This is a genomic window from Extensimonas perlucida (assembly GCF_007655255.1).
GTDB classification, from domain to species: Bacteria; Pseudomonadota; Gammaproteobacteria; order Burkholderiales; family Burkholderiaceae_C; genus Extensimonas; species Extensimonas perlucida.
Genome location: NZ_VMYE01000010.1, coordinates 41056 through 53126, shown reverse-complemented (window position 1 = coordinate 53126; position 12071 = coordinate 41056). Strand labels below are relative to the sequence as shown.

Sequence of the window (12071 nt, the reverse complement as noted above, 5' to 3'; positions counted from 1 at the left end):
GCCTCATGTCATCCCCTCGTCATGAAAACACGATGCAATGGGTCTTTAACATGTGATTACATTCGCCATGTTCCTGCGCAAAACCGAGAAAGCACGTCTCGAGCTCTCCCCGGGCGTGCGCACCCTGAGTCTGCGTGAGCGCTCCCTGCTGCTGCTGGCCGAAGGCAAGCGCGCCGCCGAATTGCACGCCTTGCACAATGGCATGGGCGCACAGCTGCTGGACAAGCTCATCGCCGAAGGCTATCTGATCGTCGAAAAGATCGTCGAAACTGTCGAAGCCGTCGAAGTCCAACTGCAGCCGGCGCCCGCCGTGGCGCAGCCAACGGCCAAGCCGGCAAATTCAGCGCAAGCACTGCGCTCGCTGCCGGCGGCGCGCATGTACCTGTTCGACATGTGCGAGCGCATGTTTGCGCGGCGCGACCCGGCATTGGCCGACACCTTCCGCGAGGCCCTGCGCAATGCGCGCGACGTCGAAAGCATGCTCCACGTAGGCGCCGCCTTGATCGAAGAAGTGGTGCAGATGGCCGGCCACGAACGCGCGCAAACGATACGCGAACGCCTCAAGGAGCTGCTGCCCGAGGAACACGCTGACCCTTTGGGCGCTTGAATCTGCGCATCACCACCGAAACCGCCTTCAGCTCACTCCACCGCGCGGCGCAAGGTCTCCATCACCGGGCGGCGCAGCACCTCACGCAAGCTCCACCAGCCCGCCGCCAGCGCGAGCAGCGCACCGGCCAAGGCGCCCGCCAGCGGCACCCAGACGGGCGCCGTCCAGGCAAAGTCGAACACGTAGTGCGCAAGCGCCCAACCCACGGCGAGCGCCGCCACGCTCGCCAGCAGCCCGGCGAGCAGCCCCACCCCGAGCAGCTCAGCGCGCTGCACCGCACGCAGCAGGCGCGCGCTCGCCCCCAGCGCGCGCAAGATGGCGAATTCGCGCGCCCGTTCCTCGCGCGTGGCCGAGACTGCGGCAAACAGCACCACGAGCCCGGCTGCGAGCGTGAAAACGAACAAAAACTCCACCGCGGCGATCACCTGGTCGAGCACGCGCTGCACCTGGCCTAGCGTCTGGCTCAGGTCCACGGCGGTGATGTTCGGAAACTCGCGCACGAGCGCGTTGTCCAAGCCCGCCAGCGCTGGCGCGCGAAAAGCGGCCAGATAGGTCGCGGCCACGCCTTCCAGCTGATCGAGCGGGTAGAGCACGAAAAAATTCGCGCGCATCGAACTCCAATCGACCTTGCGCACGCTCGTGATGCGCGCCTCATTCTGCACGCCGGCCATGTCGAAGCGCAGCCGGTCGCCCAACTGCAGCCCCAGGGTCTTGGCGAGTCCTTCCTCCACGCTGATCGCGCCCGCCTCCTGCGCCACCCAGCGGCCCGCGACCAAGACGTTGTGCGCGGGCAAGCGGCTCGTGTACGAGAGGTTGAACTCGCGCTCGACGAGCTGCCTGGCGCGGTCTTCGGTGAAGCTGTCCGAGCCCACGGGCTGGCCGTTGATGGCCACGAGCCGCCCGCGCACCATGGGGTACCAGTCGTACTGGCGCACGCCGGCCGCATGCAGCCGCGCGCGAAACGCCTGCGCCTGCTCGGGCAGGATGTTGATCACGAAGCGGTTGGGCGCATCGGGCGGCGTGGCCTGACGCCAGCTGCTGATGAGGTCGGTGCGCAACAACACCAGCAGCACCAGCGCCAGCAGCCCCACCGCCAAACTGCTGATTTGCACCACCGTATAAGCGGGGCGCGCCGCGAGCTGGCGCACGGCCAAAATCCACCAGCGCGGCGCTGTGGCCGTGCGCACCCACGCGCGCAAAAGCCGCACCGCCCCCCAGCCCAGCACGGCAAACAGCAACACCGCGCCGGCAAAACCGCCCACGGCGATCAGCCCGAGCTTCAGGTCGCGCCCCACGGCCAGCAGCAGCGCGGCAAAGCCCAGCGTGCCCACGCCCAGCACACCCAGCGACGCCGGCCTCAAGCCCCCCACGTCGCGCCGCAGCACGCGCAGCGGCGGCACCTGCGCCAGTTGCAGCACCGGCGGCAGCCCGAAAGCCAGCAGCAGCGTGAGCCCCATGCCCAGCCCAAACGCCACGGGCCACCAGCTCGGCGCGGGCAGGCCCGATTCCACCAGCCCCGCGAGCAACTGCACAAAACCCAGGTGCACCGCGTAACCGAGCGCCACGCCCAGGCCGCTCGCAAACAGGCCCAGCAGCGCAAATTCCATGCAATAAGCGCCCGCGATGCTGCGCTGGCTCTGGCCGAGCACGCGCAGCAGCGCCGCCGTGTCCAGGTGCGCAGCGGCAAAACTGCGCGCCGCCAGCGCCACCGCCACGGCCGAGAGCAAGGCCGCGAGCAGCGCCACGAGGTTGAGGAACTTGTCCGCGCGCTCAAGCGTCTGGCGCATCTCGGGGCGGCCCGTCTCCAGCGTCTCCAGACGCACGCCGCGCACACCGGGCTGCTTCAGCGCGGCCTCGGCCCAGCGCACGAAGTTGCGCACCGCAGCGGGCGGCCCGGCCACGGCAAAGCGGTACGTGAGGCGGCTCGCGGGCTGCACCAGGCCCGTCGCGGGAAGATCGGCCGCCGCGATCATGGCGCGCGGCGCGAAGTTGATGAAACCGGCCCCGCGGTCGGGCTCGAAGGCGATGGTGTGCGTGATGCGAAAGCGCGCATCGCCCAGCAGCAGCGCGTCCCCAAGGCGCAGCCCGAGTGCTTCGAGCAGCGCCGCATCCACCCACACCGTGCCGCGCGCGGGAATTTCGCGCGTGCTGCGCTCCGGCCCACCCTCTTGCGCCACCACGCGCAGGCTGCCGCGCAGCGGGTAGCCAGGCTCCACGCTCTTGAGCGCCACGAGCTTGCTCGCCCCGCCCTGCGCATCGTCGGCGCGCGCCATGGTGGCAAAGCTGATGCTGGTGACCGAGCGCAAACCCAGCGCCCGCGCGCGCTCGGCGAACGCGGCAGGCGTAGGGTTGTCGCTCACCACCACGGCGTCGCCGCCGAGCAGCTGCAAGGCATCGCGCTGCAGGCCGCGCTGCAGCCGGTCCGAAAAAAAGCCCACGGCACAAAGCGCCGCCACGGCCAGCGTCACGGCCACCACCAACAGCCGCAGCGAACCCGCACGCATATCGCGCCACAAGGTGCGCCAGCCCAAACGCAGAAAAGACCAGTCCATGGCGCGCAACGATAGCGCAAAGGGGTTTCGGAACGGGCGCCTGCGGGCATTCGGGCCTGCAAAAGCGCGCCGCATAATGCCGCACATGAAGCAACTTTCTTCCTCCGAAGCCGGCAGCATCACCCGCGTGGCCGGCATCGAAGTGGGCCACTTCACCGACCCGCGCCGCCCCACGGGCTGCACCGTGGTGCTCGCGCGCGCTGGGGCCGTGGGCGGTGTGGACGTGCGCGGTGCGGCGCCGGGCACACGCGAGACCGATTTGCTCGAACCCGGCAACCTGGTCGAGCAGGTGCACGCGGTGCTGCTCACGGGCGGCAGCGCCTGGGGGCTGGACGCCGCCAGCGGCGTGATGCGCTGGCTCGAAGCGCAAGGCATAGGTTACGACGTGGGCGTGGGCCGCGTGCCGCTGGTGCCCGCGGCCGTGCTGTTCGACCTGCCCGTGGGCGACATGCGCATCCGCCCCGACGCCGCCGCGGGCTACGCCGCCTGCGCCGCGGCCAGCGCGCAAGACCCGTCCGAGGGCAACGTGGGCGCGGGCGCGGGCGCCACCGTGGGCAAGCTGTTCGGCCTTGCGCGCGCGATGAAGGGCGGCGTGGGCACGGCCTCGGTCACGGTCGATGGCGTGACGGTGGGCGCACTGATCGCGTGCAACGCGCTCGGCGACGTGCTCGACCCAGGCAGCGCGCAGATCCTGGCCGGCGCACGCACGCCCGACGGCCGGCATCTGCAGGACACGCGCCGCACCTTGCTGCAAGGGGCGCTGCACCAGCCGCCGCTGGGCGGCAGCAACACCACCATAGGCGTCGTCGCCACCGATGCCCAAATTACCAAGGTGCAGGGCCGGCGCCTCGCCCTGACTGCGCACGACGGCTTGGCGCGCTGTATTTACCCAGTGCACACGCCGTTCGATGGCGACACCTTGTTCGCGCTGGGCACGGGCCTGGCCGGCAAAAGCTTGGACATGCTGACCCTGTGCACCCTCGCCGCCGAAGCCACGGCCCGCGCCACCGTGCGCGCCGTGCTCGCGGCGCAGGCGTTGACCATTGCGGACTTGCACCTGCCCAGCGCGCGTGACTTGACGCGGCCTGGCTGAGGGAATGAGGGGCGGATTCCAACGTGCCCACATTCGCCTTCCTGCGGCCTCCCCAAACACGCTGCGCAAAGGCTGCTCCTAGCCACACCCCGCAAGCTGCGAAAATCCTCCCTCTCGCAAGCCAGAAAGCAGCATGTCATACGCAGTCAAAGAGATTTTCTTCACCCTCCAAGGCGAGGGCGCCCAGTCCGGCAGGGCAGCGGTGTTTTGCCGCTTTGCGGGCTGCAATCTCTGGAGCGGGCGCGAGGAAGACCGCGCCAGCGCGGTGTGCCGCTTCTGCGATACCGACTTCGTCGGCACCGACGGCACCGGCGGCGGCAAGTTCGCCACCGCCGACGCTTTGGCCGATGCCATTGCCGCCGCGTGGGAAGCGCCGGGGATGGCGCGGCGCTATGTGGTGCTGACCGGTGGTGAGCCGCTGCTGCAGGTGGACGAGGCGCTGACCAGCGCCCTGCATGCGCGCGGCTTCACCATCGCCGTGGAGACCAACGGTACGCTGCCTGCGCCGCCCGGGCTGGACTGGGTCTGCGTGAGCCCCAAAGACCAGGCCGAAGTGGTGCTGCGGCAGGGCAACGAGCTCAAGCTGGTGTACCCACAGCCTGGCGTGGACCCGGCGCAATTCGAGGGCTGGGCCTTCGAACACTTTTTCCTGCAGCCCATGGACGGGCCGCAACGCGCACAAAACACTGCGCGGGCCATCGCCTATTGCCTGCGCCACCCCCAATGGCGGCTGGGCCTGCAGTCGCACAAGATGATCGGAATTCGATGATGCATGAGATCAGCCAGCGTTTTTTCTTTGATGCCGCACACACCTTGCGCCGCGACATCGAGGCCGAGGGCAGCCGCCGCGTGCACGGCCACACCTACTACGCCGAAGTCGCAGTGCGCGGCGAACCCGCAGCGCACAACGGCATGGTGATGGACCTGGGCTATGTGCGGCGCGAAGTCAATCTGCTGCGCGAGAAGCTGGACCACCACTTCCTCGACGACGTGCCGGGCCTGGGCATCCCCACGCTGGAAAACCTCTGCACCTTCATCTGGAACGAACTCCAACCCAGGATTCCCGGCCTCGCGGCCGTGACGGTGGAGCGCCACGCGATCGGCGACCGCTGCGTCTATCGGCCCTGACCTGCACGGCAGGAATTGGGATCACAAAATTGGGGTCAGATTCCAATTTTCCGCGCCCCAACCGGACGGCCGATCATCGGAATCCGGCCCCAATTACCCCACAGCCGCAGGAATCGGCGCGAGCGGCGGCGTCACGTCGCCGCATTGGGCGCGATGGCGCAGGGCGTGGTCTATGAGCACGAGCGCGAGCAGGGCTTCGGCGATGGGGGCGGCGCGTATGCCTACGCAGGGGTCGTGGCGGCCTTTGGTGATGACTTCGGTGCTGTGGCCGTGGATGTCTATGGACTCGCGCGGCGTGAGGATGGAGCTCGTGGGCTTGATGGCCAGGCTGACTTCGATGTCCTGCCCCGTGCTGATGCCGCCGAGCACGCCGCCCGCGTTGTTGCCGCGAAAGCCCTGCGGCGTGAGCGCGTCGCCGTGCGTGCTGCCGCGCTGCGCCACGCTGGCAAAGCCCGCGCCGATTTCCACACCCTTGACGGCGTTCAGGCCCATCATGGCGTAGGCGATGTCGGCGTCGAGCTTGTCGTAGATCGGCGCGCCCAGGCCCACGGGCACGCCGCTGGCCTGCACGCGGATGCGCGCGCCGCACGAGTCGCCGGCCTTGCGCAGCGCGTCCATATATTCTTCATAGCGCGCAACGTCGGCCACGGGCGCGAAAAACGGGTTGTGCGGCACGTATTCCCAGCCCTCGAACGGGATCGGCAGTTCGCCGAGTTGCGTCATGCAGGCGCGGATGCGGGTGCCGTAGCGCAGCGCGAGCCATTTTTTGGCCACGGCGCCGGCGGCCACGGTGGGCGCCGTGAGGCGCGCCGACGAGCGCCCGCCGCCGCGCGGGTCGCGGATGCCGTACTTTTGCCAATAGCTGTAGTCGGCGTGGCCGGGGCGAAAGCTCTGCGCGATCTCGTGGTAGTCCTTGCTGCGCTGGTCGGTGTTGCGGATCAGGAGCGCGATCGGCGTGCCCGTGGTCTGGCCCTCGTACACGCCCGAGAGGATTTCGACGCGGTCGGGCTCGTTGCGCTGCGTGACGTGGCGGCTCGTGCCGGGGCGGCGCCGGTCCAGATCGGCCTGGATGTCGGCCTCGGTGAGCGGCATGCCGGGCGGGCAGCCGTCGATCACGCAGCCTATGGCCGGGCCGTGGGATTCGCCGAAGTTGGTGACGCAAAAAAGGGTGCCTAGGGTGTTGCCGCTCATGGGCTGCGATTATCCGCGAGCCCGGCGGCCCTGCGCAGCGCGCCGGCAACTATCACAAAAAGAGCTGCTCACGCTCTATGGACGGGCGCCAGAGGCCAATTTGGCTTATGAAAATGCTCAAGCCGCAGGACGCGAATCGTCCTCGGGCCAGTCGCGGATGTAGGCCTTGAGCATCTTGTTTTCGAAGTTCTGGCTGTCCACCACGGCCTTGGCCACGTCGTAAAAGCTGATCACGCCCATGAGCATGCCGCGCTCCATCACGGGCATGTAGCGCGCGTGGCGGTCGAGCATCATGCGGCGCACTTCGTCCATGTCGGTTTCGAGCGTGCAGGTCAAGGGGTGGTCGTCCATGGCCGTGCGCACGCGCATCTGGCCCAGGCTGCCGGCATTGTTCGCGAGCGTCTGGATGACTTCGCGAAAGGTGAGCATGCCCACGAGGTCGCCATGCTCCATCACCACGAGCGAGCCTATGTCTTTCTCGGCCATCACGGCCACGGCCTGGGCCAGCGGTTCGTCGGGGTGGATGGTGTAGAGCGCATTGCCTTTGAGGCGCAGGATGTCGCTGACTTTCATGGTGTGTGTCTCCGCAAGGCGCGGCTGCCGCCGTGCTGCAGCCCGTGCCGCTGCGAATGTTAGCCCATTAGCCCACAAATCGACCACAATCGCAGTCACCCTTTCCGATTACCACCCTCTCGCGGAGACTTGCATGCCCGGATATTCCGACCCCGGCTTTGACACGCTGGCGCTGCACGCGGGGGCCGCGCCCGATGCGGCCACCGGCGCGCGCGCCGTGCCCATCCACCTGAGCACCTCGTTCGTCTTCGAGTCCAGCGACCAGGCCGCTTCGCTCTTTAACTTGGAGCGCGCCGGCCATGTCTATAGCCGCATCAGCAACCCCACGAACGCCGTGCTCGAAGAGCGCGTGGCGGCGCTCGAAGGCGGCGTGGGCGCGATCAGCGTGGCCAGCGGCCAGGCCGCGCTGCACCTCGCCGTGGCCACGCTGATGGGTGCGGGCAGCCACATCGTGGCGAGCACGGCGCTCTATGGCGGCTCGCAGAACCTGCTGCACTACACGCTGCGGCGCTTCGGCATCGAGACCACTTTCGTGCAACCCGGCGACATCGACGGCTGGCGCGCCGCCGTGCGCCCGAACACCAAGCTGTTTTTCGGCGAGACGGTGGGCAACCCGGGTCTGGACGTGCTCGACATCCCCACGGTGAGCGCGATCGCGCACGAGGCGGGCGTGCCGCTGCTGGTCGATTCCACGCTCACCACGCCCTGGCTCATGCAGCCGCTCGCGCTCGGCGCCGATCTGGTCTATCACTCGGCCACCAAATTCCTTTCGGGCCACGGTACGGTGGTGGGCGGCATCGTGGTCGATGGCGGCAGCTTCGACTCGGACAACCCCCGCGCGGCGGGCAAGTTTGCCGAGCTCACGCAGCCCTACGACGGCTTTCACGGCATGGTGTTCAGCGAAGAGAGCACCGTGGGCGCCTTTTTGCTGCGCGCGCGCCGCGAAGGCCTGCGCGACTTCGGCGCCTGCATGAGCCCGCACACCGCGTGGCTGATCCTGCAAGGCATAGAAACGCTGCCGCTGCGCATGGAGCGCCACATGCGCAACACCGAAAAAGTGGTCGAATTCCTTGCCGCACACCCCTTCGTCGCGCGCGTGGGGCACCCGCTGCTGCCCAGCCACCCGAGCCACGCGCTCGCGCAAAAGCTGCTGCCGCGCGGCGCGGGCGCGGTGTTCAGCTTCGACCTCAAGGGCAGCCGCGCACAGGGCAAGAAGTTCATCGAAACGCTCAAGCTCTTCAGCCACCTGGCCAACGTGGGCGACTGCCGCAGCCTGGTGATCCACCCCGCGAGCACCACGCACTTTCGCATGAGCGACGAAGCGCTCGCGCAGGCCGGCATCGCGCAAGGCACGATCCGCCTGTCGATCGGTCTCGAAGACCCCGCCGACCTCATCGACGACCTGCAGCGCGCCTTGAAGGCCGCTGAAAAAGCCGGAGCCTGAGCATGTACCTGCAAGTCCAAGGCCACCAAACCTATTGCTACACCGGGGGCAAGGCCTTCAACCCCGCGCAGCCCACGGCCGTGCTGATCCACGGCGTGCTCAACGACCACAGCGTCTGGCCGCTGCAAAGCCGCTACCTCGCGCACCACGGATGGAACGTGCTCGCCGTCGATCTGCCGGGCCACTGCCGCAGCGCGGGCGAGGCGCCCGCGAGCGTGGAGCAGGCAGCAGAGTTCATCATCGCGCTGCTCGATGCCGTGGGCGCGCCGCGCGCTGCACTCGTGGGCCACAGCTGGGGCTCGCTGATCGCGCTCGAAGCCGCCGCGCGCCTGCAAGAGCGCGCGAGCCACCTGGTGCTCGTGGGCACGGCTTACCCGATGAAGGTGTCGAGCGCGCTCATCGAAGCCTCGCTGCACGAGCCCGAAAAGGCCCTGCGCATGGTCAACGTGTTCTCGCGCAGCACGCTCGCGCCGCCCCCCTCAGTGCTAGGCCCCGGCACCTGGATCTTCGGCGCCGGCATGGCGCTCGGGCGGCGCGTGCTGCAAAGCAACCCGCAGGTCAACGTCTTCCACCGCGGCTTCGTCGCGTGCGACAGCTACACCGGCGGCGAACAAGCCATGGCGCAGGTGCGCTGCCCCGTGCTGTTCCTGCTCGGCGCGCTCGACCAGATGACCTCGCCCAAAGCCGCGCAAAGCCTGATCGCCGCCGCACGCCAAACCAGCCAGCCCGTGCAAGTGGTCAACCTGCCCGTAGGCCACCACCAGATGACCGAAGCCCCCGACCAGACGCTGGACGCGCTGCGTGGGTTTTTGGGGTGTTGAGGTTTATGAATCGAATTGGCCTCTGGCGCTGATGTAGCAAGCGCCAGGCGCTATTCTTTTAATTGGGGTCAGATTTCAATTATTGCAGCTATGTGGGTGTTGTCGTTGCCCCGCGTGAGCAGGGTGATCAATACACCCTCAAGCTGGCATCACCTGTCGCACTGTCTGGTGATGCAGATTGCGGCCAGCAGCAAAAGGATGAAATCGAACTGTGGGATGAACCCAGCAAGCTCAAGCCTTACGCAGGCAAAATGGTCGCAGTCGGTGGGCAGTTGGATTGCCCTCGCGGTGGTTACGTCCTGCGTTCGGTTACGCTGTCGGTCAAATGATGCTGGGGAGCACAACAATGAAACGCAGCATGGCTGCAATGCTGATGGTCATGGCCACGGCGCAGGTACTTGCAGATGATGAAGTTCAATCGTCAGCACCTGTGCCCAAGCACCTTGAACTGGCACGCGAGTTGGTTGCGACGGTCAAGCCTGAGAACAACAAGTACGTTATTCGCGGCCCGGAAGGTGTGCGCTGGAAAGGTGATCTATTCACCAGTGAAAACACGGTCAACACCATGTGTACCGGCTTTGTCAGCGCCATGCTTGAAAAGGCGAAGAACCCAACGGTCAAAGAAATAGAGTCCAAAACCTACTGGAAAAAGCACCTGCGGTTGGACAGCTATTGGGAGGCAGTTCAAAAGGACTATGGCCTCCAGAAGGTTCCAACCCTTGATGCGGCCAAGCCCGGTGACTTGTTCATGTTCTGGTGCGCTGATGGTGTCTGCCGCACCCGAGAGGGGTACGACGCATATGGGCACATCACCATCATTGATGCCATATCCAAACGTAAGCAGCCCACACCACCGCTGATCGAGAACACCACTCAGTGGCTTGTGACAGTCATTGACTCGGCAGACGGCCCACATGGGCGGGAAGATACGCGCTGGAGGCCCAAGGGCGAGCCGATAGCAACTGGTGTTGGGCGGGGTACATATCGCGTCTACACCGATCTGGCTGGAATCCCTGTGGGGTATACCAACGGCCCCAATGATCCCAAATACCATGACAGTAAGGAGCGGCCAATCAACATTGGACGTCCTTTGCCCTACTGACATGGTACCCATCGGGCCTTCGCAGGTTTTCGATTCCTTGGCGAATCTAGCCTACTTGGTGCGTGACCGGATCGATCCTCTCCGCTTCGATCTGCAAACAATGTGAGGGCGTGATTGCCTGACAAGGTGAAATCGCAGCTAGAAGGGTTGAACGGCAATGCCTTCAACCTGCTGGCACACTTTCGATAGGCAGCAGAAATTGGGGTCAGATTCCAATTATTTCCGCGCCAAAGGCATCTCCATAAACCCATAAAACCCACTCCAACGCCTACCCAGCAATCATCTTCAGCTATTCTTTCAAAAGCACATCCCCCAGCATCAACCCGTCCAGCCGCGCGCGCTGCCAAAGGGGGTCCACGCTGGCCGTGCGCTCCAGCAGCAGGCGCTGCAGCAGAGGTGCGAGCGGGGTGCTCTGCGCGTCGGCGAGCAACACGTAGCGCAGTTCCACGAGGCTGGGGGCGCCGCCGCCGTCAGGGGTGGGGTCGCTGACCTGGCCGACCCAGTCGAGCGCCTGCAAGGTTTCGAGCACAGGCTCCAGTTGCAGCGCGTCCACGCGCAGGCGGCGAGCGAGCTCGCTCAGGCGCAGGCCCTTGGCGGGCTGCCAGCGCACTGCATGCAGAGCCTGCAGCACCTCCACCGCGAGCTGAAACGGCCAGCCCGGGCCGCCGCCGTGCCGCGCCACGCCCATGAGCACCACGGGCAGGTACGCCGCGACCACGGCGCCAAACAGCACGATGAGCCAGGCCACGTAGATCCAAAGCAAAAAAATCGGCAGCGTGGCAAACGCGCCGTAGATCAGCGAATACGTGGGCACCTTGCTCAGATAAAGCGCCAGCAGCTTTTTGGCCAGCTCCATACTGACCGCGACGAACAGGCCGCCGGCCCAGGCGTCGCGCCACTTCACGGGCGTGTTGGGCACATAGCGGTACAGCGCCGCCATGCCCGCCGCAAGCATGAAGAACTGGATCGAATCGAACAGCAAGCGCAAGCCCGCGGGCAAGGACTTGGCCAGCCCGCCCGAGGCCGACATCACGTAGGAGGTAAGCGCCAGACTCGCGCCGAGCGCCAGCGGCCCGAGCGTGAGGCCGGCCCAGTAGATGAGCAGGCGCTGCGTGAGCGGGCGCAGGCGCCGCACGCGCCAGATGGCGTTGAGCGTGCCGTCTATGGTCAACATCAGCGCGAGCGCCGTAACCAGCAGCGCGCTGAAGCCCATCACCCCCAGGCGGCTGGCCTTGGCAGAAAACTGGGTGACATAGCCCAGCACCTGGCGCGCGATGCTCTCGGGCACCAGACTCTCGACGAGCCAGCGCTGCAGCACTTTCTGCAGCTCGGCAAACATCGGAAAGGCCGTGAACACCGCGAGCGCCACGGTGACGAAGGGCACCAGCGCGAGCACGGAGGTAAAGGTCAAACTGCCCGCAGTGAGCGCAAGGTGGTCTTCGTGAAAGCGCTCGCGCAGCGTCTGCAGCGTGTTGCGCCACGGAAAATGCGCGAGCCCGCTCGAAATGGCACGCATGCGCGCCAGCACCGCCTGGAAGGACAAGTTCATGCCCGATATGA

General features: G+C 66.6%; 12 protein-coding genes. 8 read left to right on the top strand and 4 right to left on the bottom strand.

Going from position 1 to position 12071, the window contains the following annotated elements:
• Window positions 1-67: 67 nt before the first annotated feature.
• Complete coding sequence (locus tag FK527_RS10185) at window positions 68-607, top strand: hypothetical protein (protein ID WP_144733111.1); 540 nt, start codon at window positions 68-70, stop codon at window positions 605-607.
• A 32-nt stretch (window positions 608-639) separates the two neighbouring features.
• Here the strand turns inward: FK527_RS10185 and FK527_RS10180 are convergent, their stop codons facing one another.
• Window positions 640-3159, bottom strand: coding sequence for an ABC transporter permease (locus FK527_RS10180; RefSeq protein ID WP_144733098.1), 2520 nt, complete (start codon window positions 3157-3159; stop codon window positions 640-642).
• Window positions 3160-3244: 85 nt separating this feature from the next.
• Between FK527_RS10180 and FK527_RS10175 the strand changes: the two genes are divergently transcribed.
• From FK527_RS10175 to FK527_RS10165, 3 genes are all read left to right on the top strand, one after another.
• Window positions 3245-4252, top strand: a complete 1008-nt coding sequence (locus tag FK527_RS10175; protein ID WP_144733095.1) for a P1 family peptidase — start codon at window positions 3245-3247, stop codon at window positions 4250-4252.
• A gap of 133 nt (window positions 4253-4385) precedes the next feature.
• Window positions 4386-5021, top strand: coding sequence for a 7-carboxy-7-deazaguanine synthase (gene queE / locus FK527_RS10170; protein WP_144733092.1), 636 nt, complete (start codon window positions 4386-4388; stop codon window positions 5019-5021).
• The gene (locus FK527_RS10165) at window positions 5018-5380 is read left to right on the top strand and encodes a 6-pyruvoyl trahydropterin synthase family protein (protein WP_144733089.1); all 363 of its coding nucleotides are present in this window, start codon (window positions 5018-5020) and stop codon (window positions 5378-5380) included. Before queE ends, FK527_RS10165 begins: the two co-directional genes overlap by 4 nt.
• Window positions 5381-5473: 93 nt before the next feature.
• On the opposite strand, the gene aroC is transcribed toward FK527_RS10165, so the two are convergent.
• Both aroC and FK527_RS10155 read right to left on the bottom strand, forming a co-directional pair.
• The gene (gene aroC / locus FK527_RS10160; RefSeq protein WP_144733087.1) at window positions 5474-6571 is read right to left on the bottom strand and encodes a chorismate synthase; all 1098 of its coding nucleotides are present in this window, start codon (window positions 6569-6571) and stop codon (window positions 5474-5476) included.
• A 117-nt stretch (window positions 6572-6688) separates the two neighbouring features.
• Complete coding sequence (locus tag FK527_RS10155; RefSeq protein ID WP_144733085.1) at window positions 6689-7144, bottom strand: CBS domain-containing protein; 456 nt, start codon at window positions 7142-7144, stop codon at window positions 6689-6691.
• 133 nt (window positions 7145-7277) lie between these two features.
• Between FK527_RS10155 and FK527_RS10150 the strand changes: the two genes are divergently transcribed.
• The 4 genes from FK527_RS10150 (at window position 7278) to FK527_RS10135 (ending at window position 10511) form a co-directional block, all read left to right on the top strand.
• Window positions 7278-8588, top strand: a complete 1311-nt coding sequence (locus tag FK527_RS10150) for an O-acetylhomoserine aminocarboxypropyltransferase (protein ID WP_144733082.1) — start codon at window positions 7278-7280, stop codon at window positions 8586-8588.
• A gap of 2 nt (window positions 8589-8590) precedes the next feature.
• On the top strand, window positions 8591-9409 hold the full coding sequence (locus FK527_RS10145; RefSeq protein WP_144733079.1) for an alpha/beta fold hydrolase: 819 nt from the start codon (window positions 8591-8593) through the stop codon (window positions 9407-9409).
• A gap of 62 nt (window positions 9410-9471) precedes the next feature.
• Window positions 9472-9738 (top strand): hypothetical protein, encoded by a 267-nt coding sequence (locus FK527_RS10140; RefSeq protein ID WP_144733076.1) that lies wholly within the window; start codon window positions 9472-9474, stop codon window positions 9736-9738.
• 29 nt (window positions 9739-9767) lie between these two features.
• Complete coding sequence (locus FK527_RS10135; protein WP_144733073.1) at window positions 9768-10511, top strand: hypothetical protein; 744 nt, start codon at window positions 9768-9770, stop codon at window positions 10509-10511.
• A gap of 289 nt (window positions 10512-10800) precedes the next feature.
• On the opposite strand, the gene FK527_RS10130 is transcribed toward FK527_RS10135, so the two are convergent.
• A complete protein-coding gene (locus FK527_RS10130) occupies window positions 10801-12060 on the bottom strand; it encodes a YihY family inner membrane protein (protein ID WP_144733070.1) in 1260 nt (419 codons plus the stop codon).
• Window positions 12061-12071 lie beyond the last annotated feature (11 nt).

Coding starts and splice junctions, on each gene's coding strand:
- FK527_RS10185 (WP_144733111.1), top strand. CDS start 68: ATGTTCCTGCGCAAAACCGAGAAAGCACGTCTCGAGCTCTCCCCGGGC.
- FK527_RS10180 (WP_144733098.1), bottom strand. CDS start 3,159: ATGGACTGGTCTTTTCTGCGTTTGGGCTGGCGCACCTTGTGGCGCGAT.
- FK527_RS10175 (WP_144733095.1), top strand. CDS start 3,245: ATGAAGCAACTTTCTTCCTCCGAAGCCGGCAGCATCACCCGCGTGGCC.
- queE (WP_144733092.1), top strand. CDS start 4,386: ATGTCATACGCAGTCAAAGAGATTTTCTTCACCCTCCAAGGCGAGGGC.
- FK527_RS10165 (WP_144733089.1), top strand. CDS start 5,018: ATGATGCATGAGATCAGCCAGCGTTTTTTCTTTGATGCCGCACACACC.
- aroC (WP_144733087.1), bottom strand. CDS start 6,571: ATGAGCGGCAACACCCTAGGCACCCTTTTTTGCGTCACCAACTTCGGC.
- FK527_RS10155 (WP_144733085.1), bottom strand. CDS start 7,144: ATGAAAGTCAGCGACATCCTGCGCCTCAAAGGCAATGCGCTCTACACC.
- FK527_RS10150 (WP_144733082.1), top strand. CDS start 7,278: ATGCCCGGATATTCCGACCCCGGCTTTGACACGCTGGCGCTGCACGCG.
- FK527_RS10145 (WP_144733079.1), top strand. CDS start 8,591: ATGTACCTGCAAGTCCAAGGCCACCAAACCTATTGCTACACCGGGGGC.
- FK527_RS10135 (WP_144733073.1), top strand. CDS start 9,768: ATGGCTGCAATGCTGATGGTCATGGCCACGGCGCAGGTACTTGCAGAT.
- FK527_RS10130 (WP_144733070.1), bottom strand. CDS start 12,060: ATGAACTTGTCCTTCCAGGCGGTGCTGGCGCGCATGCGTGCCATTTCG.